General features: G+C 72.2%; 27 protein-coding genes. 13 read left to right on the top strand and 14 right to left on the bottom strand.

The genetic code is table 11. The annotated features are described in order from the left end of the window. Window positions 1–173 precede the first annotated feature (173 nt). Together ACZ4Z2_RS15530 and ACZ4Z2_RS15525 are read right to left on the bottom strand one after the other, a co-directional pair. The gene (locus ACZ4Z2_RS15530; protein ID WP_468076149.1) at window positions 174–419 is read right to left on the bottom strand and encodes a hypothetical protein; all 246 of its coding nucleotides are present in this window, start codon (window positions 417–419) and stop codon (window positions 174–176) included. A 269-nt stretch (window positions 420–688) separates the two neighbouring features. Further along, window positions 689–1,621, bottom strand: coding sequence for an ROK family protein (locus ACZ4Z2_RS15525; RefSeq protein WP_468076147.1), 933 nt, complete (start codon window positions 1,619–1,621; stop codon window positions 689–691). A gap of 284 nt (window positions 1,622–1,905) precedes the next feature. Between ACZ4Z2_RS15525 and ACZ4Z2_RS15520 the strand changes: the two genes are divergently transcribed. Beyond that, entirely contained in the window at window positions 1,906–2,955 is a 1,050-nt protein-coding gene (locus ACZ4Z2_RS15520) for a LacI family DNA-binding transcriptional regulator (RefSeq protein ID WP_468076145.1), read from the top strand. Window positions 2,956–2,958: 3 nt separating this feature from the next. Further along, window positions 2,959–3,795, top strand: a complete 837-nt coding sequence (locus ACZ4Z2_RS15515) for a hypothetical protein (RefSeq protein ID WP_468076143.1) — start codon at window positions 2,959–2,961, stop codon at window positions 3,793–3,795. On the opposite strand, the gene ACZ4Z2_RS15510 is transcribed toward ACZ4Z2_RS15515, so the two are convergent. Further along, window positions 3,741–5,642 carry a serine/threonine-protein kinase gene (locus ACZ4Z2_RS15510; protein ID WP_468076141.1) on the bottom strand — a complete coding sequence of 634 codons (1,902 nt, stop codon included), beginning with the start codon at window positions 5,640–5,642 and terminating at the stop codon, window positions 3,741–3,743. The two genes, ACZ4Z2_RS15515 and ACZ4Z2_RS15510, sit on opposite strands and share 55 nt — an antisense overlap. 115 nt (window positions 5,643–5,757) lie before the next feature. Then, complete coding sequence (locus ACZ4Z2_RS15505) at window positions 5,758–7,062, bottom strand: DUF6986 family protein (protein ID WP_468076139.1); 1,305 nt, start codon at window positions 7,060–7,062, stop codon at window positions 5,758–5,760. A gap of 187 nt (window positions 7,063–7,249) precedes the next feature. On the opposite strand from ACZ4Z2_RS15505, the gene ACZ4Z2_RS15500 reads away from it, so the two are divergent. Further along, window positions 7,250–8,155 carry an endonuclease/exonuclease/phosphatase family protein gene (locus tag ACZ4Z2_RS15500; RefSeq protein ID WP_468076137.1) on the top strand — a complete coding sequence of 302 codons (906 nt, stop codon included), beginning with the start codon at window positions 7,250–7,252 and terminating at the stop codon, window positions 8,153–8,155. A 66-nt stretch (window positions 8,156–8,221) separates the two neighbouring features. Here the strand turns inward: ACZ4Z2_RS15500 and ACZ4Z2_RS15495 are convergent, their stop codons facing one another. The 4 genes from ACZ4Z2_RS15495 to ACZ4Z2_RS15480 all read right to left on the bottom strand — a co-directional run bounded on the left by ACZ4Z2_RS15495 (window position 8,222) and on the right by ACZ4Z2_RS15480 (window position 11,451). After that, window positions 8,222–9,184 (bottom strand): electron transfer flavoprotein subunit alpha/FixB family protein, encoded by a 963-nt coding sequence (locus ACZ4Z2_RS15495; protein ID WP_468076135.1) that lies wholly within the window; start codon window positions 9,182–9,184, stop codon window positions 8,222–8,224. A 96-nt stretch (window positions 9,185–9,280) separates the two neighbouring features. After that, window positions 9,281–10,066, bottom strand: a complete 786-nt coding sequence (locus tag ACZ4Z2_RS15490; protein ID WP_468076133.1) for an electron transfer flavoprotein subunit beta/FixA family protein — start codon at window positions 10,064–10,066, stop codon at window positions 9,281–9,283. 256 nt (window positions 10,067–10,322) lie between these two features. Continuing rightward, window positions 10,323–10,832 (bottom strand): flavin reductase family protein, encoded by a 510-nt coding sequence (locus ACZ4Z2_RS15485; RefSeq protein ID WP_468076131.1) that lies wholly within the window; start codon window positions 10,830–10,832, stop codon window positions 10,323–10,325. Window positions 10,833–11,037: 205 nt separating this feature from the next. Then, complete coding sequence (locus tag ACZ4Z2_RS15480; RefSeq protein ID WP_468076129.1) at window positions 11,038–11,451, bottom strand: thioredoxin family protein; 414 nt, start codon at window positions 11,449–11,451, stop codon at window positions 11,038–11,040. Window positions 11,452–11,526: 75 nt separating this feature from the next. Here ACZ4Z2_RS15480 and ACZ4Z2_RS15475 point away from each other — a divergent pair, with 75 nt between their 5' ends. Both ACZ4Z2_RS15475 and ACZ4Z2_RS15470 read left to right on the top strand, forming a co-directional pair. After that, the gene (locus ACZ4Z2_RS15475) at window positions 11,527–11,943 is read left to right on the top strand and encodes a DUF4395 domain-containing protein (RefSeq protein WP_468076127.1); all 417 of its coding nucleotides are present in this window, start codon (window positions 11,527–11,529) and stop codon (window positions 11,941–11,943) included. Between the two features lie 186 nt (window positions 11,944–12,129). Next, the gene (locus tag ACZ4Z2_RS15470; RefSeq protein WP_159765823.1) at window positions 12,130–12,858 is read left to right on the top strand and encodes a lysophospholipid acyltransferase family protein; all 729 of its coding nucleotides are present in this window, start codon (window positions 12,130–12,132) and stop codon (window positions 12,856–12,858) included. A 6-nt stretch (window positions 12,859–12,864) separates the two neighbouring features. On the opposite strand, the gene ACZ4Z2_RS15465 is transcribed toward ACZ4Z2_RS15470, so the two are convergent. The 4 genes from ACZ4Z2_RS15465 to ACZ4Z2_RS15450 form a co-directional block, all read right to left on the bottom strand. After that, window positions 12,865–13,458, bottom strand: a complete 594-nt coding sequence (locus ACZ4Z2_RS15465; RefSeq protein ID WP_468076125.1) for a transglutaminase-like domain-containing protein — start codon at window positions 13,456–13,458, stop codon at window positions 12,865–12,867. Between the two features lie 96 nt (window positions 13,459–13,554). Further along, the gene (locus ACZ4Z2_RS15460) at window positions 13,555–14,625 is read right to left on the bottom strand and encodes a threonine aldolase family protein (RefSeq protein ID WP_468076123.1); all 1,071 of its coding nucleotides are present in this window, start codon (window positions 14,623–14,625) and stop codon (window positions 13,555–13,557) included. Continuing rightward, window positions 14,622–15,374 (bottom strand): SDR family NAD(P)-dependent oxidoreductase, encoded by a 753-nt coding sequence (locus tag ACZ4Z2_RS15455; protein ID WP_468076121.1) that lies wholly within the window; start codon window positions 15,372–15,374, stop codon window positions 14,622–14,624. Before ACZ4Z2_RS15455 ends, ACZ4Z2_RS15460 begins: the two co-directional genes overlap by 4 nt. A 47-nt stretch (window positions 15,375–15,421) precedes the next feature. Further along, window positions 15,422–16,819: a DUF6421 family protein gene (locus tag ACZ4Z2_RS15450; protein WP_468076119.1), complete on the bottom strand. Its 1,398-nt coding sequence runs from the start codon at window positions 16,817–16,819 to the stop codon at window positions 15,422–15,424. 408 nt (window positions 16,820–17,227) lie between these two features. Here ACZ4Z2_RS15450 and ACZ4Z2_RS15445 point away from each other — a divergent pair, with 408 nt between their 5' ends. After that, the gene (locus ACZ4Z2_RS15445; RefSeq protein WP_468076117.1) at window positions 17,228–17,911 is read left to right on the top strand and encodes a glycerophosphodiester phosphodiesterase; all 684 of its coding nucleotides are present in this window, start codon (window positions 17,228–17,230) and stop codon (window positions 17,909–17,911) included. Here ACZ4Z2_RS15445 and ACZ4Z2_RS15440 read toward each other — a convergent pair. Beyond that, window positions 17,901–18,452: a GNAT family N-acetyltransferase gene (locus ACZ4Z2_RS15440; RefSeq protein WP_468076115.1), complete on the bottom strand. Its 552-nt coding sequence runs from the start codon at window positions 18,450–18,452 to the stop codon at window positions 17,901–17,903. The two genes, ACZ4Z2_RS15445 and ACZ4Z2_RS15440, sit on opposite strands and share 11 nt — an antisense overlap. A 74-nt stretch (window positions 18,453–18,526) precedes the next feature. Between ACZ4Z2_RS15440 and ACZ4Z2_RS15435 the strand changes: the two genes are divergently transcribed. Both ACZ4Z2_RS15435 and ACZ4Z2_RS15430 read left to right on the top strand, forming a co-directional pair. Continuing rightward, entirely contained in the window at window positions 18,527–18,919 is a 393-nt protein-coding gene (locus ACZ4Z2_RS15435) for a VOC family protein (protein WP_468076113.1), read from the top strand. A gap of 205 nt (window positions 18,920–19,124) precedes the next feature. Further along, window positions 19,125–19,889, top strand: coding sequence for a VOC family protein (locus tag ACZ4Z2_RS15430; RefSeq protein ID WP_468076111.1), 765 nt, complete (start codon window positions 19,125–19,127; stop codon window positions 19,887–19,889). Between the two features lie 74 nt (window positions 19,890–19,963). On the opposite strand, the gene ACZ4Z2_RS15425 is transcribed toward ACZ4Z2_RS15430, so the two are convergent. Then, window positions 19,964–20,512 (bottom strand): MarR family winged helix-turn-helix transcriptional regulator, encoded by a 549-nt coding sequence (locus tag ACZ4Z2_RS15425; RefSeq protein WP_468076110.1) that lies wholly within the window; start codon window positions 20,510–20,512, stop codon window positions 19,964–19,966. 272 nt (window positions 20,513–20,784) lie between these two features. Here ACZ4Z2_RS15425 and ACZ4Z2_RS15420 point away from each other — a divergent pair, with 272 nt between their 5' ends. From ACZ4Z2_RS15420 to ACZ4Z2_RS15400, 5 genes are all read left to right on the top strand, one after another. Next, the gene (locus ACZ4Z2_RS15420) at window positions 20,785–21,390 is read left to right on the top strand and encodes a DUF5134 domain-containing protein (protein ID WP_468076109.1); all 606 of its coding nucleotides are present in this window, start codon (window positions 20,785–20,787) and stop codon (window positions 21,388–21,390) included. 74 nt (window positions 21,391–21,464) lie between these two features. Then, the gene (locus tag ACZ4Z2_RS15415) at window positions 21,465–22,400 is read left to right on the top strand and encodes a M56 family metallopeptidase (protein WP_468076107.1); all 936 of its coding nucleotides are present in this window, start codon (window positions 21,465–21,467) and stop codon (window positions 22,398–22,400) included. A gap of 140 nt (window positions 22,401–22,540) precedes the next feature. After that, window positions 22,541–23,224 carry a phosphatase PAP2 family protein gene (locus ACZ4Z2_RS15410; protein ID WP_468076104.1) on the top strand — a complete coding sequence of 228 codons (684 nt, stop codon included), beginning with the start codon at window positions 22,541–22,543 and terminating at the stop codon, window positions 23,222–23,224. Window positions 23,225–23,256: 32 nt separating this feature from the next. Next, entirely contained in the window at window positions 23,257–23,955 is a 699-nt protein-coding gene (locus tag ACZ4Z2_RS15405; RefSeq protein ID WP_468076102.1) for an HAD family hydrolase, read from the top strand. Between the two features lie 210 nt (window positions 23,956–24,165). After that, complete coding sequence (locus ACZ4Z2_RS15400; protein ID WP_468076100.1) at window positions 24,166–24,816, top strand: TetR/AcrR family transcriptional regulator; 651 nt, start codon at window positions 24,166–24,168, stop codon at window positions 24,814–24,816. Window positions 24,817–24,829 lie beyond the last annotated feature (13 nt).

Below are 24,829 nucleotides of genomic sequence, written 5' to 3'. Positions count from 1 at the left end.
TTTCCTCTTCCTCTTTTTTTTTGCCCCCTTGCCTTTTCCTCCCAGCAGGAAGACAAGACCGGTTGGGGGGGGGGGGGGGGGGGCCCCCCCCCACCCCCCCCCCCCCCCCCCCCCCCCCCGCCACCGTGTCGTGCGAGGCGGATGGGAGAACCCGCCGGTGCCGAGGGAGGGCGTCAGCCTTCCTTGCCCGCCTTGCCCTGCTGTCCCGAGACGCCGCCCAGGGCGTCGTCGCCGACCGCCAGGCTGTCGTCGGCGACCGTCCTGCCGACGGTGTCGAGGGTGCCCTCGACGTCCAGTTTGCTCAGCCCGTCGGCCTTTCCGAGGGTGTCCGCGGCTTCGAGGCCGTGCGAGGGCGTGATGGCCGCGACGACGAAACCGGTGGCGAGGGAGGCGATGGCGAGCATGCTGCGCTTCTTCATGCCCCGCTCAACGCGGCAGGAGCCCACCGGGTCACGGCCACCCCGTCGTTTCGCCCCACCGAACCCGTGACCGACCGGAACGCCCCGACCGCACCGGGTCCCACCACGCGCCAAAGCGCCGCTCGCCGGGGTGTTCTGCGGGACGTCATCGCCTCGGCGTCACCACGCCGTCTCACCGGTCTCTTCTCACCGGCCTCCTCTCACAGGCCCTTTCTCACCGGCCTCCTCCCACCGGCCCCTTCTCACCGCCTCCTCCCACCGGCCCCTTCTCACCGGCCCCGCATCAGCGCCGCCGCTGCCGCTCCCACCAGGCCCGCGTCCGTGCCCATCTCGGCCGGGGCCACGGTCAGGTGCTGGACGAACGACAGGGTCGCGTAGTCCTTGAGGGCGGCGCGGAGCGGGGCGAACAGGACGTCGCCGGCGCCCGCGACGCCGCCGCCGATGACGGCGATGTCGATCTCGACGAGCGTGGCGGTGGCGGCGATACCGGCCGCGAGGGCCTGTGCGGCCCGTTCGAAGGAGGCCACGGCGACGGGGTCGCCCGCGCGGGCCGCGGCGGCGACCGCGGCGGCCGAGGTGTCGCCGTCGGGGCCGGGCCGCCAGCCGTTGTCCAGGGCGCGGCGGGCGATGTGGGGGCCGCTCGCGATCCGCTCGACGCACCCGCGGGCACCGCACGGGCAGGGGTCGCCGTCGAGATCCACGCTGATGTGGCCGATGTGACCGGCGTTGCCGGTGGGCCCGGCGTGCAGGCGGCCGCCCAGGACGAGGCCGCCGCCGACGCCCGTGGACACCACCATGCACAACGCGTTGTCGTGGCCGCGCGCGGCGCCCTGCCAGTGCTCGGCGGCGGTGATGGCCACACCGTCGCCGATCAGTTCGACGGGCAGCCCACCGGTGGCCGCCCGCACCCGCTCGACCAGCGGGAATCCGCGCCAGCCGGGGACGTTGACGGGGCTCACCGTGCCGGCGGAGGCGTCCACCGGGCCCGCGCTGCCGATCCCGACGACCGTGACGGCCTCCCACTGCGGGGCGGCGGTCAGCTCACCGAGGACTCCCTCGACGGCCCGCATCACGGTGTCGCCGTCCTCCCGGGCGGGCGTCGGGCGCTGCGCGCGCACCACGATCCGGCCGTGGCCGTCCACCAGGGCCCCGGCGATCTTGGTGCCGCCTATGTCGAGCGCGGCCACGAGGTCGGTCTGCATCAGTGTCAGTTCTCCCGCTCCGAGTCTCCTCCCGGGCACCCGGATCCTGCGGCGCCCGGATCTCCGGCCGGAAATTCGGGCAGCACGACGCTCGCCTGGTGGGGGGCGCCGGCCAGAGAATGCGATAGACAGTCTCCCCCGCCCGTGACAACGTTGTCCAGGCTCTATGCTCGCCACATCGTCAACAGCCGTACAGAGCCGACACGTACCACGCATGACACCGCGGACCGCGGGATGCGACACCCACCGGCCACGCACGGGACAACAGGACAGGACAGCGCAGAGTGCCCGAGACCGCCCGCGGCATCGCCCGCCGACCGGAGAACCGCTACGGAAACCGCCCGACGATGAAGGACGTCGCCGCGCGGGCCGGCGTGGGCCTGAAGACCGTCTCCCGCGTGGTGAACGGTGAGCCGGGCGTCACCCCGGACACCGAGCGCCGGGTGCAGGAGGCGATCGACGCGCTCGGCTTCCGGCGCAACGACAGCGCGCGGGTGCTGCGCAAGGGCCGTACCGCGAGCATCGGCCTCGTCCTGGAGGATCTCGCCGACCCGTTCTACGGCCCGCTCAGCCGGGCGGTGGAGGAGGTCTCCCGCGCCCACGGCTCGCTCCTGATCAACGGCTCCAGCGCCGAGGACCCGGACCGGGAGCAGGAGTTGGCGCTGGCGCTGTGCGCGCGCCGCGTCGACGGCCTGGTGATCATCCCGGCCGGTGACGACCACCGCTATCTGGAGCCCGAGATCAGGGCGGGCGTCGCCACGGTGTTCGTGGACCGCCCCGCCGGGCGGATCGACGCCGACGTCGTGCTGTCGGACAGCTTCGGCGGCGCCCGTGACGGCGTCGCGCACCTCATCGCGCACGGGCACCGCCGGATCGGGTTCATCGGCGACATGCCGCGCATCCACACGGCCGCCGAACGGCTGCGCGGTTACCGGGCGGCCATGGAGGACGCGGGCATACCGGTCGAGGAATCCTGGATGTCCCTGGGCGTCACCGACCCCGAGCGGGTGCGCAGGGCGGCCGAGGAGATGCTGTCCGGTCCGGCCCCGGTGACCGCGGTCTTCGCGGGCAACAACCGGGTGACCGTCACCGTCGTGAGGGTCCTCGCCGAGCACGCGCGGCGGGTCGCCCTCGTCGGGTTCGACGACTTCGAGCTGGCCGATCTGCTCCAGCCGGGCATCACGGTGATCTCCCAGGACCCCGCCCGGATGGGCCGGACCGCCGCCGAGCGGCTCTTCCAGCAGCTGGACGGTTCCCTCGTCGCCCCGGAACGCATCGAGCTCCCGACACGGCTGATCGCCCGCGGTTCGGGCGAACTGCCGCCCGAGGGCTGAGCCTTGGCCTCCCCCGACACCCGTACGCTGGAGGCGCTCGGCCTCGACGTGGCGCCCCGCGAGGACCCGCTGAGCTATCCGGGCGCCTGGCCCGAGGAGTCCGCGCTCCTGGACGGCAACCGCATGCTCCCCCTGGACAGGCTGCGCTTCGAGGACCGGGTCCCCGTGCTGTCGGTCGGTTCCAACGCCTGTCCCGCGCAGCTCGTGCACAAGATGGCGGAACACGGGGTGGAGTGCCGGGTGCCCATGGTCAAGGCCCGGGTGACGGGTGTGGGGATCGGGGTCTCCGCCCATGTCAGCCTGCTCGGCTATCTGTCCGCGTCGCCGTTCCGCTCCCCCGGCGCGACCCGCGACCTGTTCATCACCTGGCTCGACGAGGCGCAGCTCGCCGTGATCGACGCCAGCGAGGGCGCCGACTCGCCGACGGGGAACTTCCACCGCGCCGCCCTGCCCGCCGCCGACTTCCGTGTCGAGCTGGAGTCGGGCGAGGTCCTGGACACCGCCTGGATCTACGTCAACCGGTGGGGCGTGCTGCGTGACGGCGGTCCCGCACCGCGCGCCCATCCCGGCCGGCAGCGCCCGCTGCTCACCGAGATCCTCGCGGCGTCGGCCGAGTTGCGGGAGCTGTTCGGCACGACGCCCGACGAGTTCTGCGCCCGTGCGCGCGGCGACCGCGCCCTGTGCGCCCGAGGGCGGGAGCTGTTCGCGCAGAAGCGGTGGACGACGGCCTCGGGGCTGGAGCCGTATGTACGGCCGCATCCCCGGTCACGGCGGCCGACGGACCCTCAGCAGACCGGGAGGCCGGGCACCGCGGCGTCGTTGTCGCCGCCCTTGACGTAGACGACACTGACGAAGACGTCGCGGTTGCCGCTGTCGTCGTCGGTCTTGGCCCACCAGACGTTGGTCCACTGGCCGGAGGTCTCGCGGCGGCCCGTGTTCTGCTGGCAGAAGAAGTAGTTGGTGCCCGCCTTGAGGATGCCGACCTCGGTGCCGGCGGCGTCGTAGGACTTGGCGGTGGCCCACACGGTGCAGTTGTACTTGCCGCCGCCGATCGGGTGGCAGACGGGCTCCTCGCCGGACCCTCCTGAGGTGGTCCCGCCGGTCGTGTCGCCGCCGGTGGAGCCGCCCGAGGTGTCCGAGCCGCCCGTACCGCCGCCCGTCGTGCCGCCGCCGGCGTTCTTCGACGGGGAGGCGGACGGCTCGGTGTCCTTCTCGTCCTGCTTGGGCTTCTCGCTCGGGTCCGCGGTCTTCTCGTCGTCCTTCTTCTTGTCCTCGCGGTCGTCGGAGAGGTCGACCGTGCCCCGGCTGGGGCCCTCGGATGAGGGGGCGCCGGACGAGTCGGTGGGCGCGGGCCGGGCGCCCGTCCCGGTGCCGTCGTCGCGGTTCACGAGCGCGACCGTGGCTCCGGTGGCGGCCAGCACCACGAGGACGGCCACGGCGGCGAGCAGGCCGCGCCCCTTGCGGCGGCGGGGGCTGCCGGGGGCGGACACGGTGGTGACGGCCCCCGACGCGGCCACCTGGGGCTGCGCACCGGAGCCGGGGCCGCCGTCCGACGGGGACGCCCCGGTGGCCGGAGCACCGGCCTGCCGGGAGGCGCCGGTACCGGAGTGGCCGGCGGACTGCGCCGCCCCGGTCCCGGACCCCGGGATCGGCTGCGGCGGCCCGAAGCCGGCGCCAGGACCGGCACCCGCGCCCGCGGCCGCGAAGCCGCTGCCGGCGCCCGCCGTGGGCGGGCCGAAGCCCGGGGGCACCGAGGGGACGCTCCGCTCGGTCTGCTGTCTCGGCGGTGCGGCCGGGCCGCCGACCCCGCTGGCCGGCGTGTGGGTCGCGGCACCGGCGGCCACCGCCTCCAGCAGCTCGCGGGCCCGGGCCGCGTCCGGTCGGAGCTCCGGGCGCTTGTCCATCAGCTGGAGCAGGACGGGCGCGAGGGGGCCGGAACGCCGGGGCTCCGGGAGCGGTTCGGCGACGATCGCGGTCAGCGTCGACCAGGTGGACGTACGGCGGAACGGGGAGGTGCCCTCGACGGCCGCGTACAGGGTGGCTCCGAGCGCCCAGACGTCGGAGGCGGGGCCTGGGTCGTTGCCCTGGGCGCGCTCGGGGGCCAGGTAGTCGAGGGAGCCGACGAGTTCGCCGCTGCGGGTCAGATGGGTGGCGGAGCCGTCGTTCGGGTCCTCCATGGTGGCGATGCCGAAGTCGGTGAGGACGACCCGGCCGGAGCGGTCGAGGAGGATGTTGCCGGGCTTGACGTCGCGGTGGAGCACGCCGACCTGGTGGGCGGCGGCCAGCGCGTCCATCACCTTGGCGCCGATGGCGGCCGCCTCGCGCGGGTCGAGCAGGCCCCGGTCGCGCAGGACGTCGTCCAGGGAGGGACCGTCGACCAGTTCCATCACGATCAGCGGGCGGCCGTCGACCTCGGCGACGTCGTGCACGGCGATGACGCCGGGATGCCGGATACGGGCGGCGGCCCGGGCCTCGCGCTGCATCCGCAGCCCCAGGTCCGCGAGTTCGGGCGCGTCGGCGTCCGTGTAGGTGCGCAGTTCCTTGAGGGCGACCTCGCGGTGGAGCACCTCGTCCACGGCGCGCCAGACCACGCCCATCCCACCGCGACCGAGCTGCCGCACGATGCGGTACCGGCCGGCGAGGAGCCGTCCGACGCCGTCCGCCTGTTCGTTCGCCCCCGAAGACACCAGTGCCCCGTTCCTCTGAACACGTCAATGAGTGGGCGTACAGACTACGGTGCTTCGGGGACGGCTCGGACCAGCGGCGACGGCTGTCACAGGACCGCTACACGACCGGCCGGAATCAGTGGCCGGAAACAGTCAGGTCCGCCCTGCGGGGCGCTGTGAAGCCCTCCAGGTCCCCGCGGGTCAGTCCGGTCGCCCCGGCCACCTCGTCGATGTCGACGGCGCCGCAGTCGAGGCCGCGCAGCAGATAGCCGCTGAGGGCCTTGGCGGTGGCGGGCTCGTCCATGACGTCGCCGCCGGCGCGGTTGGCGTAGCGGGACAGACGGGCGGCGGCCTGTTCGTAGCCCTCGCGGTAGAAGGCGAAGACGGCCGCGTAGCGGGTCGGGAGGTGGCCGGGGTGCATGTCCCAGCCCTGGTAGTAGGCGCGGGCCAGGGCGCGGCGGGTGAGACCGTAGTGGAGGCGCCAGGCGGCGTGGACCTGTTCGGTCGGGCCGACCGGGAGGACGTTCGTCGAGCCGTCCGAGACGCGGACGCCGGTGCCCGCCGCGGCGACCTGCATGATCGCCTTGGCGTGGTCGGCGGCGGGGTGGTCGCTGGCTTGGTGGGCGGCGGAGACCCCGAGGCAGGCGCTGTAGTCGAAGGTGCCGTAGTGCAGTCCGGTGGCGCGGCCCTCGGCGGCGCCGATCATGCGGGCGACGGTGGCGGTGCCGTCGGCGGCGAGGATGGCCTGGCTGGTCTCGATCTGGATCTCGAAGCCGATCCGGCCGGGCGCGAGGCCCCGCGCCTTCTCGAAGGCCTCCAGCAGGCGGACCATGGCGGTGACCTGCTCGGGGTACGTCACCTTGGGCAGGGTCAGGACGAGTCCGTCGGGCAGGCCGCCGGCCTCCAGCAGGCCGGTGAGGAAGATGTCGAGGGTGCGGATGCCCCGGTCCCGGACGGGTGCCTCCATGCACTTCACGCGGATGCCCATGTACGGGGCGGCCGTGCCGTTCGCGTACGCCTGCGCCATCAGCCGGGCGACGCGGGCGGCGGCTTCGTCCTCCTCGGCGTCGGGGCGCGGCCCGTAGCCGTCCTCGAAGTCGACGCGGAGGTCCTCGACGGGCTCGCGTTCCAGCTTGGCGCGGACACGGTCGTACACGGGGTCGGCGAGGTGGTCGGGGAGGCCGAGGACGGCGGCGAAGGACGCGGCGTCGGGGGCGTGCGCGTCGAGGGCGGCGAGGGCCCGGTCGCCCCAGGTGCGGATGGTGTCGGCGGCGAACGCGTCGCCGGGGACGTAGACGGTGTGTACGGGCTGGCGGGTGCCGGGGTCGCCGGGGTAGCGGCGCTCCAGTTCCGCGTCGACGGGGGCGAGGAAGGCGCTGATCTCCTCGCTGACGGCGCCCGCGAGACTCGTCGCCACGTTCTCCTGCCGACCCTGCCCCATTCCGACCTCCATCTTCCGCTGTACGGAATCAGCAATCCGCATGACGAAGCTAATCGGGGACTTGGGCCGGGTCAACACCGTTCCGGCGTGGGATTCCCCATGCTTCCCCCTGGTCACCGCCATCTCACCGTCTTCTTCCGTATTCATTCGGCAAGCTTCATCCTGACTCCCAAGGGGAGGAGATCGCGTGCCGAACGAGGCCGGAGTGACACGCCGCCAGGGACTCAAGTCCGCGGCGGTGGCCGCCATCGCAGCACCTTTGCTCACCACGGCGGGCTCCACGCAGCCCGCCGTCGCCGGCGAGTATGCGGGCGCGTTGAACGTCATGACGTTCAACGTGCGCTTCGCGACCGTCGTCGACGACACGCCCCGCTGGTCGGACCGCCGACCGGTGATGCGTGCGCTGCTGCGCCGTGAGCGGCCCCACCTCATCGGCACCCAGGAGGGCCTCTACCAGCAACTGCGCATGATCGAGAAGGATCTCGGCGACCACTACGACTGGATCGGCACCGGTCGTGGGGGTGGCAGCAAGGACGAGTTCATGGCCATCTTCTATGACACCCGCCGGTTGGAGCCGATCGAGTTCGACCACTTCTGGCTGTCGGACACCCCGTACACGATCGCGTCCAACACCTGGGGCGCGGACTGGCTGCGGATGGTGACCTGGGTCCGCTTCGCCGATCTCGCCGACGGGGGGCGGGAGTTCTACGCCCTCAACACCCATCTCGACAGCGTCAGCCAGTACGCCCGCGAGCGGTCCGTCGGGCTCATCGGCAGGACGATCGCCGGGTGGGACCGGTCGTTGCCGGTCGTCGTCACCGGCGACTTCAACGCCGCCGCGCACGACAACCGGGTGTACGACGGGATGCTGGACCTCGGGCTCGTGGACGCCTGGGACGCGGCGGGCTCGCGCAGCGAGGCGTACGGCACCTACCACGGCTACCGGGGGCTCAGACCGGACGGGCGGCGCATCGACTGGATCCTCACCTCGCCCGGAGTGACCTGCAACTGGGCCGCGATGAACACCTTCTCGGTGGACGGCCTGTACCCGAGCGACCATCTGCCGGTGCAGGTTTCGCTGACCCTGGGATGACTCGGACCAGCGGAAAGGCCCCCGCGACCGGCGTGCGGTCGCGGGGGCCTCTCGGCGCCGGGAGGCTCAGCCCTTGCGGGCCTTGATCTCCTCGGTGAGCTGCGGGACGACGTCGAAGAGGTCGCCGACGACGCCGTAGTCGACGAGGTCGAAGATCGGGGCCTCGGCGTCCTTGTTGATCGCGACGATGGTCTTCGAGGTCTGCATACCGGCCCGGTGCTGGATCGCGCCGGAGATGCCGGAGGCGATGTACAGCTGCGGCGAGACCGACTTGCCGGTCTGGCCGACCTGGTTGGTGTGCGGGTACCAGCCGGCGTCCACGGCGGCGCGCGAGGCGCCGACGGCCGCGCCGAGGGAGTCGGCGAGGGACTCGATCAGCGCGAAGTTCTCCGCGCCGTTGACGCCGCGGCCACCGGAGACCACGATCGCGGCCTCGGTCAGCTCCGGACGCCCGGTCGACTCACGCGGGGTGCGGCCGGTGACCTTGGTGCCGGTGGCCTGGGCGGAGAAGGTGACGTCCAGCGCCTCGACCGCGCCGGCGGCCGGGGCGGCCTCCACGGCGGCCGAGTTCGGCTTGACCGTGATGACCGGGGTGCCCTTGGCGACCCGGGACTTGGTGGTGAAGGACGCGGCGAACACCGACTGCGTCGCGACCGGACCCTCGTCGCCGGCCTCCAGGTCGACGGCGTCGGTGATGATGCCCGAACCGATGCGCAGCGCGAGACGGGCGGCGATCTCCTTGCCCTCGGCGGAGGACGGGACCAGCACGGCGGCCGGGGAGACGGCGTCGTAGGCGGCCTGGAGGGCGTCGACCTTCGGCACGACGAGGTAGTCGGCGTACTCGGCGGCGTCGTGCGTGAGGACCTTGACCGCGCCGTGCTCGGCGAGCGTGGCGGCCGTGTCGGCGGCACCGGCACCCAGGGCGACGGCGACGGGCTCGCCGACGCGGCGGGCCAGGGTCAGCAGCTCCAGGGTGGGCTTGCGGACGGCACCGTCCACGTGGTCGACGTAGACGAGAACTTCAGCCATGGGAATGGTTCTCCTAGCGGAATTACGAAGTCTGAGGGGGCGTAAGGGAGTTGGGCTCGGCCGGACCGCAGGGGGCCGGGCCGGGCCGCGGGGGCCTTAGATGAACTTCTGGCCCGCGAGGAACTCAGCGAGCTGCTTGCCGCCCTCGCCCTCGTCCTTCACGATCGTGCCGGCGGTGCGCGCGGGACGCTCGGCCGCGGAGTCGACGACGGTGTAGGCGCCCTCCAGACCGACCTCCTCGGCCTCCAGGTCGAGGTCGGAGAGGTCCCAGGACTCCACCGGCTTCTTCTTGGCCGCCATGATGCCCTTGAACGACGGGTAACGGGCCTCGCCCGACTGGTCGGTCACGGAGACCACGGCCGGCAGGGACGCCTCGAGCTGCTCCGAGGCGGCGTCGCCGTCACGGCGGCCCTTGACCACACCGTCCTCGACGGACACCTCGGACAGCAGCGTCACCTGCGGCACGCCCAGACGCTCGGCCAGCAGGGCCGGGACGACGCCCATGGTGCCGTCGGTGGAGGCCATGCCGGAGATCACCAGGTCGTAGCCGGCCTTCTCGATCGCCTTGGCCAGCACCAGGGAGGTGCCGATGGCGTCGGTGCCGTGCAGGTCGTCGTCCTCGACGTGGATCGCCTTGTCCGCGCCCATCGACAGCGCCTTGCGCAGCGCGTCCTTGGCGTCCTCGGGGCCCACGGTCAGCACGGTGATCTCGGCGTCGTCGGCGTCCTCGGCGATCTGCAGCGCCTGCTCGACGGCGTACTCGTCCAGCTCGGAGAGCAGACCGTCCACGTCGTCGCGGTCGACGGTCAGGTCATCGGCGAAGTGCCGGTCGCCAGTGGCGTCGGGCACGTACTTCACAGTGACAACGATCCTCAAGCTCACGCCGGCTCTCCTACTGCATCGTCATTTCTGGGCTGCCTGCTATGGAGGCAGCATAGGCGCCTGAAGCGGCCGATCCCCATCGGGGCGACCTGCGCTCCGGTCGGAATATTACTCGCCAGTACGACGCCTACCGTCCCGCATCTCATCCCCGCTAAGCAAGCGCTTTGAACTGTGAGGTAGGCAACCCTGCGTAATCGGCCGGGAAGCGGCGGGAAACCGTGCCGCCCCGTTCGCCCGTCCCGTTCGGCCGCGCGGCTCAGTCGCGCAGGCCGCTGAAGCGTCCCTGGTGGTAGAGCAGCGGCCGCCCCGTGCCCGACGGGTCGCCGAGGACGACCTCGGCGAGGACGATCCGGTGATCGCCCGCCGGGACCCGGGCCACCACCCGGCAGACCAGCCAGGCCAGCACGTCGTCGAGGACGGGAACACCCTCGGGGCCGCTGCGCCATTCGGTGGGCGGCCCGAAGCGGTCGGCGCCGCTGCGGGCGAAGGTGGCGGCCAGTTCCCGCTGGTGCTCGCCGAGTATGTGCACGCCGACGTGCTCCGCCTCGGAGATCGCCGGCCAGCTGGAGGCGCCGGTGCCGATGCCGAAGGAGAGCAGCGGGGGCTCGGCGGAGACCGAGGTGAGGGAGGTGGCTGTGAAGCCGACCGGACCCGTGGCGCCCTGAGCGGTGATCACGGCGACCCCGGCCGCGTGCCGCCGGAAGACGGAGCGCAGGAGGTCGGGGGAGGCGAGCCGGGGGGTTCCGAGGCCGGAGGTGGCCGTCATGGGAGATGTCCTTCTGGTGGAGTCGGCGAGCTGGGTCCGTGGCTGCTCAACAGCCCGGACAGCGCGAACTCGCCGTGCGGACCAGGTCCACATGGACACGCTCGAAGAGAAGGGGTTCCCGCGGCATGCCGTCAGACTGGCGATACCTGACGCGTACAGTCAAGCGGGTCCCGTCATCCGGAAGGTGCGTCACGGGCCACTCCCCTCACACGGCTTCTCCGAGCGCGGCGATCACATCGGCCTTGCGCGGCTGTCCCGCGGCCCGCCGTACGATCCGGCCGTCCGCGTCGAGGACGAGCACGGTCGGGGTCTTGAGGATGTCGAGCCGGCGGACCAGGTCGAGGTGGTGCTCGGCGTCGATCTCCACATGGGCGACGCCCGGGACCATCGCGGCGACCTCGGCGAGCACCCTGCGGGTGGCCCGGCAGGGGGCGCAGAAGGCACTGGAGAACTGCACGAGCGTGGCCCGTTCGCCGAGCGCCTCCCCCAACGCGGCGGCGTCCAGCCGCTTCCCGCCGTCCCGCACGCGCACTCCGACCCTCCCGCTCCGCCGCCGCTGCAGCACTCCGTAGGCGCTCGCCGCGGCAAGCACCAGTACGCACACCACCAGTCCGGTCACAGGGTGCTTCAGCGTTCATGAGACTGCAAAGATTCCCGGCCCCGCGAAGAGATTGGCTTGCGGAATGCTTGACGCATGGACATCGATGTGAGGGGCCCGCGCTTCGGCGCGGCCGTGACGGCGGTCGTGCTGGCCGCCGTGCTGATCAGTGGCAGCGCCTGGCTGCTGGCCTGGCAGACGTTCGCCTTCGCGCTGGGCGCCGCGGGCGGGGTCGGCCGTTCGCCGTACGGCTGGGTCTTCCGCCGGTTGGTGCGGCCGCGGATCGGGCCGCCGACGGAGTTCGAGTCGCCCCAGCCGCCGCGGTTCGCGCAGACCGTCGGCCTGGTGTTCGCCCTTGCGGGGCTGGCCGGGTTCACCCTGGGCCCGGAGTGGCTGGGGCTCGCGGCGACCGGGGCGGCGCTCGCGGCGGCGTTCCTCAACGCGGTGTTCGGCTACTGCCTGGGGTGCGAGATGTACCTTCTCGTGCGCCGGGTGACGGTGCGCGCCGGGTGACCGCGGGGTGAAGCCCGGGCGTGGTCCGTACGGCCGACGTGACGAGAATCTCGCCCTTCACCGGCACCAGGGCTGGCTACTCGTGCGTTCTTGGGGCACGATCTGCGACAGGCCGTAAACCTACGGCAGCGTAACTTTTCCGCCGGGATCCCCCTTCCCAGGCAGAGAGAAGGGTCCACTCCGTCCATGGCAGAGCTTGTCTACCGTCCCGCGATCGGTCTCGCCCTCACCCTGTTCAAGGCATGGGACCTGAAGATCGACTGCAAAGGGTCGGAGAACATCCCGCGCTCGGGCGGCGCCGTACTGGTGAGCAATCACATCAGCTATCTGGACTTCATCTTCGACGGTCTGGCCGCTCTGCCGCAGAAGCGGCTGGTGCGCTTCATGGCCAAGGAGTCGGTCTTCCGGCACAAGATCTCCGGCCCGTTGATGCGCAACATGCGGCACATCCCGGTGGACCGCGCGCAGGGCGAGGCGGCCTACGCGCACGCGCTGGACTCGCTGCGCTCGGGGGAGATCGTCGGCGTCTTCCCCGAGGCCACCATCTCGCAGTCGTTCACCCTGAAGAGCTTCAAGTCGGGTGCCGCGCGGCTGGCCCAGGAGGCCGGTGTCCCACTGATCCCGATGGCGGTGTGGGGCACGCAGCGGCTGTGGACCAAGGGCCACCCGCGCAACTTCAAGCGCAGCCACATCCCGATCACCATCCGGGTCGGCGAGGCGATAGAGGCGTCCAAGGACAAGTACGCCGGTGCGATCACCCGGCAACTGCGCGAGCGTGTGCAGGAGTTGCTGGAGGCCGCGCAGCGTGCCTACCCGGTGCGCCCCAAAGGCCCGGACGACACCTGGTGGATGCCGGCCCATCTCGGCGGTACGGCCCCGACGCCGGAGCAGGTCCGCGAGGCCGAGGCCCGCTGACCCGGCCTACAGCCCCGTGGGCAGCGTCTCCCAGAGCCGCGTCCGGTCGGGCGCGGCTCTGAGCGCGCCCATGACGGCCGGGTGCGGCGCGGTGTGGAGGACCGGGTAGTCCCGCTCGCCGGCCTCCGGGTCGGGAACCCATGCCAGCCGTTCCCCCGTGAGCGAGAACCGGGCGTCAACGCCCGGTTTGTTGCCCCGGGGGTCCTGCCGGTGCCAGCCCCCGTCGAAGCGCACGGCGACCAGGCCGTGCACGGCGTGCCCGGCCCCGTCGTCGTGCGCCAGGCGCTGGTAGCACAGGGCCGTCGGGATGTCCTCGGCGCGCAGCAGGGCGGTCAGCGCGTGTGCCTTGGCGTAGCAGATCCCGGTGCCCTGCTCCAGGACGTCCGAGGCACGCCAGGTGACCCGCGGGTCACCGGCGTCCGCCGAGTGCGGGATGGTGTCGCGCACGTACTCGAAGGCCAACCGTGCATAGTCATACGAGTCGGCCGCCTGTCGAGCCAGCCGCGCGGCGGTCGCACGCACCAACGGGTGATGGTGGTCGATGACGTCGTCGGCGACCAAGTAGGCGGACAGGTCAGAGGTTTCCTGGATCAGCTCCATGCCCGCAGAGCATAGAAATACGATCACCCGAGAGTCAATGCATTTTCGGGTGACCGTATATCTATGCAGTCGCTGCCGTCTCGGTGAAGGCGCCGCTCAGCGGGCCATCTCCTCCTTCAGCGCCGCCAGGAACCGGTCGACGTCGTCCTCGGTCGTGTCGAAGGAGCACATCCAGCGGACAACGCCCGCGGCCTCGTCCCAGAAGTAGAAGCGAAACCGCTTCTGCAGACGCTCGCTCACCTCGTGCGGCAGCCGGGCGAAGACCCCGTTGGCCTGGACCGGGTACAGCACCTCCACGCCATGGACCGCGCGGACGCCCTCGGCGAGGCGCTGGGCCATCTCGTTGGAGTGGCGGGCGTTGCGCAGCCACAGGTCCTTGGCGAGCAGCGCCTCCAACTGCACGGAGACGAAACGCATCTTGGAGGCGAGCTGCATGGACAGCTTCCGCAGGTGCTTCATCCGCCGGACGGCGTCCTGGTTGAGGACGACGACGGCCTCGCCGAACATCGCGCCGTTCTTCGTGCCGCCCAGGGACAGGATGTCCACGCCGACGGCGTCCGTGAACGTCCGCATCGGCACGTCCAGGGAGGCGGCCGCGTTGGCTATCCGGGAGCCGTCCAGATGCACCTTCATGCCGTGCGCGTGGGCGTGCTCGCAGATCGCTCGGATCTCCTGGGGCGTGTAGAGCGTGCCCAGTTCCGTGCTCTGGGTGATCGAGACGACCTGCGGCATCGCCCGGTGCTCGTCCTCCCAGCCGTACGCCTGCCGGTCGATCAGCTCGGGGGTGAGCTTGCCGTCGGGGGTGGGCACGGTGAGCAGCTTCAGGCCGCCGATCCGCTCCGGCGCACCGCACTCGTCGACGTTGATGTGGGCGCTCTCGGCGCAGATCACCGCGCCCCAGCGGTCGGTGACCGCCTGGAGCGCGACGACGTTGGCGCCGGTGCCGTTGAAGACCGGGAACGCCTCGGCGGTGGCGCCGAAGTGGCTGCGGATGATCCGCTGGAGGTTCTCGGTGTAGTCGTCCTCGCCGTACGCGACCTGGTGCCCGCCGTTGGCCAGGGCCAGGGCGGCCAACACCTCGGGGTGGACCCCCGCGTAGTTGTCGCTGGCGAAGCCGCGGACCTCCGGGTCGTGATGGCGTCGTGCGTCGGTCCTGGGTGGATTCACGGCTTCTCGGTGAGCCACAGACGGTTCCCGTTCACTTCGGCGGCGGGCTTCTCCCATACGTCGACGATGGCCTCGGCCAGCTCCTTGACGTCGGTGAACCCCGCGAACTTCGCGTTGGGGCGGTCAGCGCGCATCGCGTCGTGCACCAACGCCTTGACCACCAGGATGGCAGCCGCGGACGTCGGGCCCTCCGGGCCCCCGGCCTTGCGGAAGTAGTCCGCCATGGCCAGCGTCCACGCCTCGGCGGCGGCCTTGGCGGAGGCGTACGCGGCGTTGCCCGCGGTGGGCTTGCTGGCGCCGGCCGCGCTGATCAGCAGGTACCGGCCGCGGTCGCTGCGCTGGAGCGCCTCGTGGAAGGCCAGGGAGGTGTGCTGCACGGTGCGGATGAGCAGCATCTCCAAGAAGTCCCAGTCGTCGAGGCTGGTCCGGGTGAAGGTCTCACTGCCGCGCCAGCCGCCGACGAGGTGGACGAGGCCGTCGACCCGGCCGAAGTCCTTCTCGACGCGCGTCGCCCAGTCACGGGTCGACTTGAGGTCCAGCAGATCGACCGTGTCGCCGACGACGGTGGCCCCGCCGTGGGCGTAGCGGGCCGCGTCCACCGCCTCGGACAGGCGCTCCGCGTCATTGTCGGAGCCGACGACGATCGCGCCGGCCTCGGCGAGCCGCAGCAGCGTCGCGCGTCCCGCGGGCCCGCCCGCGCCCGCCACCGCGATCACCGCGCCGCTCAGTGCTCCGTTGCCGTTCCCCATGGTCTTCGCCTCCTGAGCCGCCACTGTGGCCTCTGCGGATCGGGCGCTCACGCGGCGGCCCGCTCGGCGTTCGCCGCGGTGATGCCCTTGGTGGAGGCGATCACGGTCTTGAGCTTCTTGGCGAGCGCCTCATAGAACATGCTGAGCGGAAACTCGTCCGGAAGCACGTCGTCGACGAGTTTGCGCGGCGGCTGCGTCAGATCCAGGGCGTCGGGACCCTTGGCCCAGCGGGAGCCGGGGTGGGGGGCGAGGTAGGTGGAGACCAGCTCGTAGCCGGCGAACCAGTGGACCAGCTTCGGGCGGTCGATGCCGTCGCGGTAGAGCTTCTCGATCTCCGCGCACAGCTCGTTGGTGACCTGCGGGGCGCGCTGCCAGTCGATGAACAGCTTGTTGTCGGTCCAGCGGACGACGTCGTGCTTGTGCAGGTAGGCGAAGAGGAGCTGGCCGCCGAGACCGTCGTAGTTGCGCACCCGCTCACCGGTGACGGGGAAACGGAACATCCGGTCGAAGAGCACCGCGTACTGCACGTCACGGGCCTGCGGGACGCCGTCGGCCTCCAGCTTCACGGCCTCCTTGAAGGCGGTGAGGTCGCAGCGCAGCTCTTCGAGGCCGTACATCCAGAACGGCTGGCGCTGCTTGATCATGAAGGGGTCGAACGGCAGGTCACCGTGGCTGTGGGTGCGGTCGTGGACCATGTCCCACAGGACGAACGCCTCCTCGCAGCGCTTCTGGTCGTGGACCATCGCGGCGATGTCCTCGGGCAGCTCCAGGCCGAGGATGTCGACGGCGGCGTCGGTCACCCGGCGGAAGCGGGCGGCCTCGCGATCGCAGAAGATACCGCCCCAGGAGAATCGTTCCGGCGCCTCGCGGACGGCGATCGTCTCGGGGAAGAGGACGGCGGAGTTGGTGTCGTAGCCGGCCGTGAAGTCCTCGAACTTGATGCCGCAGAACAGCGGGTTGTCGTAGCGGGTGCGCTCCAGTTCGGCCAGCCAGTCGGGCCAGACCATGCGCAGTACGACCGCTTCGAGGTTGCGGTCGGGGTTGCCGTTCTGCGTGTACATCGGGAAGACGACCAGGTGCTGGAGGCCGTCCCGGCGGTCGGCGGCCGGCTGGAAGGCCAGCAGCGAGTCGAGGAAGTCGGGCACCTCGAAGCCGCCCTCGGCCCACCGGCGCAGGTCCTTGACGAGCGCCTGGTGGTACGCCGCGTCGTGCGGCAGCAGCGAGGAGAGCTCCTCCACGGCGCCGATGACGTCCCGGACGGCCTGCTCGGCGTCCGCAGCGCCGGGAGCGCCCTCGGCGTCGAAGTCGATCGAGCCGTCCTTGGACTGCCATGGCCGGATCCGCTCCACGGCATCCTTGAGCACGGGCCAGGCCGGGTGCTCCACCACCCTACCGACCGGAGGAACCGCGCCCTCCGCACCCACCTGCACAAGAATTTCCGTCATGACCCATCCTCCACGGGAGAACCTTTCGTACGGACACCGTATGTAGGGAAGCTTGTCTCCCGCAAGGTCGATCACCTGACCACGCCGGAAATCCTCCGCCACTCCCCCTACCTAACCGCTGAATCTCCTGCCACACGCGTTTCAGATCACAGTTTGTACGAGGCGATCGGCCATGGGGGTCGTCGGAGTCAACGCGTACCGGACTCGCCCACTCAGGGATGACCCGGTTCGCGCGGACACGCGAGGAAACGGTCCTGTTTTCCTGGCTGACACGGCCTGGGACGGCTCGAAAGGGCTTGTGCACGTACGGATGCATCGCGGGGCGGGACGACTACGCTGCGGCCCAGCCGCGTGCGGTCCCCTCCCGGTCACGCGGCCCGAGCCGCCGTCGACGGAAGCGAGTCCACCTTGAACTTCCTCACCATCGGTCACCGCGGAGTCATGGGTGTCGAACCCGAGAACACCCTGCGTTCCTTCGTCGCCGCCGATCGCGCGGGCCTCGACGTCATCGAACTCGATCTGCATCTGAGCAAGGACGGCGCGCTGGTCGTCATGCACGACGCCGATGTGGACCGGACGACCGACGGCACGGGCCCCATCGCCGACAAGACCCTCGCCGAGCTGCGCGCCCTGGACGCGGGCCGCGGCGAGCGGATCCCCACCTTCGAGGAGGTGCTCGACGCCGTACGGGCGCCGTTGCAGGCCGAGATCAAGGACACGGCGGCGGCGCGCGCCCTCGCCGAGGTCATGCACCGCCGCGACCTGGTCGGACGGGTCGAGGTGCTGTCCTTCCACGACGAGGCGGTCGCCGAGATCGCCCGGCTCGTCCCCGGGGTGCGCACCGCGCTGGTCGCCAGCCGGTACGGCCTGGACGTCGTGGACCGGGCGGTGGCGGTGGGCGCCTCCACCCTGGTCCTGAACATCCGGCGGCTCACCCTGGAGGTCGTCGAGCAAGCCCGCAAGGCGAATCTGCGCGTCATCGGCTGGGTGGTGAACACCCAGGACCATCTGCGGCTGGTCCGCGCGCTGCAACTGGACGGCGCGACCACGGACTACCCGGACATCAAGCGCACCGGCCGCTTCACGGCGTGACCGGCCGCCCCAGCTCCTTCGCCAGCAGTTCGAAGCGCAGGTCGTCCCGCAGCGGGATACCGAAGCGCTCGTCGCCGTACGGGAACGGGGTCATGCGTCCCGTACGGCGGTAGCCGCGCCGCTCGTACCAGGCGATGAGGTCGTCCCGTACGGAGATCACGGTCATGTGCATCTCCGCGGCGGCCCAGGTCTCGACCGCGATCCGCTCGGCCTCGGCGATGATCGTCTTGCCGAGGCCGGCGCCCTGGAGCGCCGGGCTCACCGCGAACATCCCGAAGTAGACGTGGTCGCCGCGGTGTTCGAGCTGGCAGCAGGCGACGACCGTGCCGTCCCGCTCCACGGTGAGCAGTCGGCTGTCGGGCGACTTGATGACCTCCAGGACGCCCTGCGGGTCGGTGCGCTGCCCTTCGAGGATGTCCGCCTCCGTGGTCCAGCCGGCCCGGCTGGAGTCCCCCCGGTACGCCGACTCGATCAGCGCGACGAGGACGTCCACGTCGACGTCGGTGGCATCACGGAAGGTCAGGCCGGTGGCGGTGTCCATGGGCGCTCCTGACGGATCTGACTGCGGCGCGGGCACGCCGAAGCGTAGTCCTCCGCCCACTAGGCTCCGGCGGCATGGTCCACGTATTGAGCAGCCGTACCCTCCTGCGCCCCACCGATCCCGAGCGCTCGCGTGTCTTCTACGGCGAGAAGCTGGGACTTCCCGTGTACCGCGAGTTCGGCACGGGCGACCACCGGGGCGTCGTGTACTTCCTCGGCGGCGGATTCCTGGAGGTCGCCGGGCGCTCCGACACCCCGCCCTCGCCCGCGCTGAAGCTGTGGCTCCAGGTGGCGGACGTGACGGCGGCGCACGAGGAGTTGGTGGCCGCCGGGGTGGAGGTGCGACGGCCGCCGGTGAAGGAGCCGTGGGGGCTGGTCGAGATGTGGATCGCCGACCCGGACGGTACGGAGATCGTGCTGGTGGAGATCCCCGCGGACCATCCGCTGCGGTACCGGCCCGGTATCTGACCGGCCCGGCGTCTGGCCGGCCCGGCGTCCGATCGGCCCGGCGTCCGATCGGCCCGGCGTCCGATCGGCCCGGCGTCCGATCGGTCCGGCGTCTGATCGGCCCGGCGTCCGGCCGGCCTGGTGGCGTGCCCGTACTCCCGGTGGCCGGGGGCCGGGGTGCGGGCATAGCGTTCTGGTGGGGGCCGTCCCTTCCACGAGGAGAGCCATGAAGCTCGACAGGCCGGTGACCGGCGGGCCCTGCTGGACCGAACTGGGGACCAGTGATCTGGAGGCGGCCAAGCGGTTCTACACCGAGCTGTTCGGATGGCGCCCGGAGACCGACCCGCGCCAGGAGGCCGGCGGGTACACGGTGGCGCACTTGGGCGACGCCGCCGTCGCCGCCCTCGCGCCGCTGTACCAGGAGGGGCAGCCGGTGGCCTGGAACGTGTCGTTCGCGGTGACCGACGCGGACGCCGCGGTGGAGTCCGTACGGGCGGCCGGCGGATCGATCGTCCTGGAACCCATGGACGTCTTCGACATCGGACGGTTCGCGGTGGCGTTCGACCCGGGCGGCGCGGCCTTCCAGCTCTGGGAGGCCCGCACCTTCCCCGGAGCCGGTCTGTTCAACGCGCCCGGCTCCCTCGGCTGGGTGGAGCTGCTGACCCGGGCGCCGGAGGGGGCCGAGACCTTCTACACGACCGTGTTCGGCTGGACCGTGCACGCCTCCGGGCAGTACACGCAGTGGGGCATCGACGGCGCCGACTTCGGCGGCATGATCACCATGGACGAGAAGTTCCCGCACGAGGTGCCCTCGCACTGGCTTCCCTACTTCGCCGTCGAGGACGTGGACGACACCGCCCGGATCGCCGTGGACGCCGGGGGCACCGTCCTCATGGAACCGACCACCGTCCCGGACGGCCCGCGCATCGCCGTGCTGCGGGATCCGCAGGGCGCCATGTTCGGCGTGTACCTGAGGGACGAGGAGCGCTGAGCGCCGGCGGACGCGGTCGGTCCGCGCGTGCGGCGGCCACGGCAGCGGGGTGACGGGTCCGGCGCCTGCGCGCGTCAGGCGCGGGGCAGACCGAGCCTGCCCTCCAGCTGGATCAGCAACTCGCCCAGGAGCCCAGCCAGTTCGCGGCGGTCGTCGGTGCCGACACCGGAGAGCACGTTCGTCTCGTAGGCCAGTTGCTCCGGCAGGACGGTGTCCACGAGGTCACGGCCGGCGTCGGTGAGGCGGACGTGGGCGACGCGCCGGTCCCGGGCGTCCCCGCGCCGCTCCACCAGTCCGCGCGCGCCGAGCAGCTTGAGGCGCTTGGTGACGGCGGCGCCGGAGGCGAACGTCTCGCGGGCGATCTCACTGGGCGTCAGCTCATGGCCCGTGCGGCGCAGGGTGCCGAGGACGTCGAACTCCGGACGGGTGAGCCCGGCACGGCGCAGCGGGGCGTCCTCGGCCTGCTGGAGGAGGGCGGCGCAGCGGTTCACCCGGCCGATGATCTCCATCGGTCCGGTGTCGAGACCGGGGTGCACCGTCTGCCACTGACGCACCACCTTGGCGACCGTGTCCCCGAGAGCCGCGCCGCTCCCCGTCGCCGCCCGCCCGTTGCCTGCCGTCATGCCGGTGCGCCCTCCGAAGCGTGGAAACCGTGCTGTCGTGCCTCGCCGTGAGCGTACGGCGTCCGGCCCGCCGGACGCGGTCACCCGCTCCGACGGCGGGGCGCGCCGCGTCACCGCTCGGAGCAGCCCCGTCCGGGCCCGGGTGCACCCCGCGCGCTCCCCCGGATACACCCGTGCGCTCGTCTGCGCGCCACCGGGCAGGGGCATGCCCTGACCGACTGGTCGACCTCGCGGTCATCACCGTTCGACGCCGTCGAGCATGGAGGTGCACGGTGCACGGACCGGCTTCGCCCGGCTGGCTGCTGGTCGCGCTGTGCGCGCTGACCGGTGGGTACTGCCTGCTGCGGATGCGCAGCGCCGTCGAGGAGCAGCGCAGGGCCGCGGGCGGTGAGGCCCTCATGGGGTTCGGGATGGCCGCGATGGCCGTACCCGCCGCGGCGGCGGAGCCCCCGCGCTGGGCCTGGGCCGTCTACGCCGTCGTGTTCGGCGCCGCCGGGCTGCGCGCGCTGTGGGCGGCCCGCACGAGCCCGCACCATCTGCACCATCTGGTGGGCGCCGTCGCGATGGTCTACATGGCCGTGGTGATGGCGGCCTCCCCCGGCGGCCACGGCGGCCACGGAAGCACCGGTTCGCCGCTGCTGACCGGGACGCTCCTGCTGTACTTCGCCGCCTATGTGCTGTGGGCGGGGCTGCGGCTGATGCCGGTGAACGCCTCCGACAGCGGGGGCGAGGTCAGCGGCGGAGCCGGGCGCAGGGGCGGAGCCGTGGGCGGGGGCGTGGCACGGCGGGGGATCGGGTGGGGCGATCGGCCCGAGCTGGCGCGGGCCTGCCGGCTGTCGATGGGCATCGGAATGTTCGCCATGCTGCTCACGGTGTGATCACACCGTGGTCTGTGTCACTTGGGCCGCTCGGCCCATGTCGTCGCGGCCCGTCCCGCTCATAGGCTTCGCCCATGATGGTCCCCGCGGCGTTGTTGCTGCTCGGCGCCCTGACCGCCGTCCTCGCCCCGCGACTGCTGGCCCGGGCGGACTGGCCGGACCGTGAGCCGGTGGTCGCGCTGTGGGTGTGGCAGTGCGTCGTGGCGGCCGTCCTGCTGTGCTGCGCGCTGTCGATGGCGCTGAGCGCGGCCGCCGCCTGGACGGCGGTGCGCGGACCGCTGTTCGCGCCCGCGCCGAACGGCGTGGTCGAGGCGTACGCGCTGGGCACCGGCGGCTCCTGGGCGGCGGTCACCGCGGTCGCGCTGGCGTGCGGCGGCGCGTGGACCGGGGCGATGCTGGTCGGCGAGGTCGCGCTGGCCCGGCGGCACCGGCGGCGGAGGGAGGCGGAGATCCTGCGCCGCGCCCCGCTGTTGCCGGGCGAGGAGCCGGGGGCCGACCGGCTCGTGGTGGTGGAGGGCGAGCGTCCGGACGCCTGGTGGCTGCCCGGCTCGGCGCCCCGACTGGTCATCACCACCGCCGCGTTGCGCCGGCTGAATGGGCGGCAGGTGGACGCGGTGCTCGCCCACGAACAGGGGCACGCGCGGGCCCGGCACGACTGGCTGCTGCACTGCTCGGCGGCGCTGGCGGGCGGCTTCCCGAGGGTGCCGGTGTTCGCCGCGTTCCGCGACGAGATGCACCGTCTGGTAGAACTCGCCGCCGACGACACCGCCTCCCGCCGCCACGGACGCCTCACCACCGCCCTCGCGCTCGTCGGGCTCAACGAGGACCGGGGCGTGTTCGGGCCCTGCTCGGCGCCCGAGGACCATGTCCCGCGGCGCGTCCACCGGCTGCTCGCTCCCCCGGACCGGCTCACACCCGCGCGTCGGCTGCGACTGACCGCGGGCGCCACCCTGCTGCCCGCGCTGCCCGTCCTGGTGGCTTTCGTACCGGGGTTGCGGGCACTCGGTTAACCGTGACCCGGCAAAGAACGAACAAAGGACAACCCAAGAACAACGCTCGACGCACCGCCTGTGCTCCGGTCGCGGCGCGTGACAGTGATCTCACGCCACGGCGTTGGCACGGAGCCCCACGGGTCGGCGAGGATCGCTCCATGCACACCCCCACCGTCGACTCGCCGCCCCACCGGCCGTCGACCACCCGCACCGCCCGCGTCGCCGCGGCCCTCGCGGCGCCCTCCGTCCTGCTGCTCGTCCTGGTCGCGCTCTCCTGGGCGCCGCTGATGTCCCTGGACGGGAGCATCGCGGACACCACCCACAGATGGGCCGTCGCCGAGCCCGGAGTCACCCATGCCTTCCGGATCCTGACGGACTGGGTGTGGGATCCGGTGACGATGCGCCTCCTGTGCGCGGCCGCCGCGGTCTGGCTGGTGTGGCGCCACCGGCAGTGGTGGCTCGCGATCTGGCTCGCCGTCACCTGTGCGGTGGGCACGGCGGTCCAGCAGGGCCTGAAGGCCGCCGTCGGCCGGGAGCGGCCCGCGTGGCCCGACCCCGTGGACTCCGCCCACTACGCCGCCTTCCCGTCGGGCCACGCCATGACGGCGACCGTGGTGTGCGGTCTGCTGCTGTGGCTCCTCCATCTGTACGGCGCGGGACGCGTCGTCACACGGATCGCGCTGGCGGTGTCCGTGGTGTCGGTCCTCGGCGTGGGCCTGACCAGGATCTGGCTGGGCGTGCACTGGGCGTCGGACGTGGTGGGCGGCTGGCTGCTGGGCGCGCTGACCGTGGCGCTCGCGGTGCTGGCGTACGAGAAGTGGGGCGCGCCGAGGCGTACTTGACCGGTCCCGGGCCACCGCGAAGGATCGCCGTCATGACGATCAAAGGCGTGCTGTTCGACTTCTCCGGAACGCTCTTTCGTATCGAGTCCGCGGAGTCCTGGCTGCGCGCGGTGCTCGCGGACACCGAAACCGACCTGTCCGAACCGGAGCTGGTCCGCACCGCCGAGGCGCTGGAGCGGGCGGGCGCGCTGCCCGGCGGGGCGGCCCCGGTGGAGGCGCCGACCGGCGGCCTGGGCGAGCTGTGGGCGGTCCGGGACCGTAGCGCCGAGCAGCACCGGTCCGCGTACACAGGGTTGTCCCGGCTGGTGACCCTGCCCGACCCCGCGCTCCACGACGCGCTGTACGACCGCCATATGACGCCGTCCGCGTGGCGCCCGTACCCGGACGCCGCCGAGGTGCTCACCGGGCTGCGGGAGCGGGGGCTGGCGATCGGCGTGGTGAGCAACATCGGCTGGGACGTGCGGCCGGTCTTCCGCGCGCACGGTCTCGACCCGTACGTGGACACCTACGTCCTGTCGTACGAGCACGGCATCCAGAAGCCGGACCCGCGGCTGTTCGCGGTGGCCTGCGAGGCGCTCGGGGTCGACGCGCAGGACGTGGTGATGGTCGGCGACGACCGGCGGGCCGACGGCGGCGCGGCGGCCCTCGGCTGCGCGGTGCACTTCGTGGACCACCTGCCGGCGGACAGCCGGCCGGACGGACTGCGGCCCGTGCTGGGCCTGGTGGACTGACGACGCCGTCCGGTCGCCGCTCCGGGGCGGGACCCGGCGTCCGGCTCGCCGACACCGGTCGTCCTCGCCTTCACCGGCCGCCCGCTGTCCTTCCCGGACCGTCCCCCGTGCGGCCCGGGACGGACAGCGGCCGGGAAGGAGCACGCAGGGTGTCCGCCCGGAAGCGTTGAGTATAGTTGGCTGGCAGCCAGTCAACGCAGGAGTTACAGGATGTCCCCGCGCAGCGCCTCGGTCAATGAAGAGTTGCGTCGGCGTTCCCGGGAGCGACTGCTGCAGGCCGCGGTCGAGTTGGTGGACGAACGGGGCTACGAGGCCACGACGCTCGGGGACATCGCGGACCGCGCGGGATCGGCGCGGGGCCTGGTGTCGTACTACTTCCCCGGCAAGCGCCAGTTGGTCCAGTCGGCGGTGCACCGGCTGATGCACCGGACGCTGGAGGAGGCGCTGGAGAGGGAGCCGCGCAGCGAGGACGGGCGGGAGCGGATGGCGCGGGCGGTCGACGCGATCCTGCGACTGGCCCTCGACCGGCCCGTGCTGATGCGCCAGCACATGGCGGGGTTGCTCCAGGCGCCCGAGGGGTTCGTGCAGTGCCCCGAGCAACGGCGGCTGGGCGAACTGCTGCGGGACACGGTGACCCGGCACGGCTCGGCGGACCCGGACGCCGACTACCCGCTGCTGCGGGCCCTGTTGATGGGCGCCGTGTACGCGATGGTGCTGCCGAACGCGCCGTTGCCCGTCACCACCCTGCGCGCGGAGCTGTTCCGGCGCTACGGGCTCGACTGGGAGTCGGGTGTCCCGCCGGCCCCCGAGGGGACCGGCGGGACGTACGACAGGGATCTGTCGCGTTTCTTCGCCACCTGACGGTGTCGGTCCG

The organism is Streptomyces sp. NPDC030183, assembly GCF_055573455.1.
This window is presented reverse-complemented; position numbering and strand designations above follow the sequence as displayed.

Coding starts and splice junctions, on each gene's coding strand:
- ACZ4Z2_RS15530 (WP_468076149.1), bottom strand. CDS start 419: ATGAAGAAGCGCAGCATGCTCGCCATCGCCTCCCTCGCCACCGGTTTC.
- ACZ4Z2_RS15525 (WP_468076147.1), bottom strand. CDS start 1,621: ATGCAGACCGACCTCGTGGCCGCGCTCGACATAGGCGGCACCAAGATC.
- ACZ4Z2_RS15505 (WP_468076139.1), bottom strand. CDS start 7,062: ATGGGGCAGGGTCGGCAGGAGAACGTGGCGACGAGTCTCGCGGGCGCC.
- ACZ4Z2_RS15495 (WP_468076135.1), bottom strand. CDS start 9,184: ATGGCTGAAGTTCTCGTCTACGTCGACCACGTGGACGGTGCCGTCCGC.
- ACZ4Z2_RS15485 (WP_468076131.1), bottom strand. CDS start 10,832: ATGACGGCCACCTCCGGCCTCGGAACCCCCCGGCTCGCCTCCCCCGAC.
- ACZ4Z2_RS15475 (WP_468076127.1), top strand. CDS start 11,527: ATGGACATCGATGTGAGGGGCCCGCGCTTCGGCGCGGCCGTGACGGCG.
- ACZ4Z2_RS15470 (WP_159765823.1), top strand. CDS start 12,130: ATGGCAGAGCTTGTCTACCGTCCCGCGATCGGTCTCGCCCTCACCCTG.
- ACZ4Z2_RS15465 (WP_468076125.1), bottom strand. CDS start 13,458: ATGGAGCTGATCCAGGAAACCTCTGACCTGTCCGCCTACTTGGTCGCC.
- ACZ4Z2_RS15455 (WP_468076121.1), bottom strand. CDS start 15,374: ATGGGGAACGGCAACGGAGCACTGAGCGGCGCGGTGATCGCGGTGGCG.
- ACZ4Z2_RS15450 (WP_468076119.1), bottom strand. CDS start 16,819: ATGACGGAAATTCTTGTGCAGGTGGGTGCGGAGGGCGCGGTTCCTCCG.
- ACZ4Z2_RS15440 (WP_468076115.1), bottom strand. CDS start 18,452: ATGGACACCGCCACCGGCCTGACCTTCCGTGATGCCACCGACGTCGAC.
- ACZ4Z2_RS15435 (WP_468076113.1), top strand. CDS start 18,527: ATGGTCCACGTATTGAGCAGCCGTACCCTCCTGCGCCCCACCGATCCC.
- ACZ4Z2_RS15430 (WP_468076111.1), top strand. CDS start 19,125: ATGAAGCTCGACAGGCCGGTGACCGGCGGGCCCTGCTGGACCGAACTG.
- ACZ4Z2_RS15425 (WP_468076110.1), bottom strand. CDS start 20,512: ATGACGGCAGGCAACGGGCGGGCGGCGACGGGGAGCGGCGCGGCTCTC.
- ACZ4Z2_RS15415 (WP_468076107.1), top strand. CDS start 21,465: ATGATGGTCCCCGCGGCGTTGTTGCTGCTCGGCGCCCTGACCGCCGTC.
- ACZ4Z2_RS15410 (WP_468076104.1), top strand. CDS start 22,541: ATGCACACCCCCACCGTCGACTCGCCGCCCCACCGGCCGTCGACCACC.
- ACZ4Z2_RS15405 (WP_468076102.1), top strand. CDS start 23,257: ATGACGATCAAAGGCGTGCTGTTCGACTTCTCCGGAACGCTCTTTCGT.
- ACZ4Z2_RS15400 (WP_468076100.1), top strand. CDS start 24,166: ATGTCCCCGCGCAGCGCCTCGGTCAATGAAGAGTTGCGTCGGCGTTCC.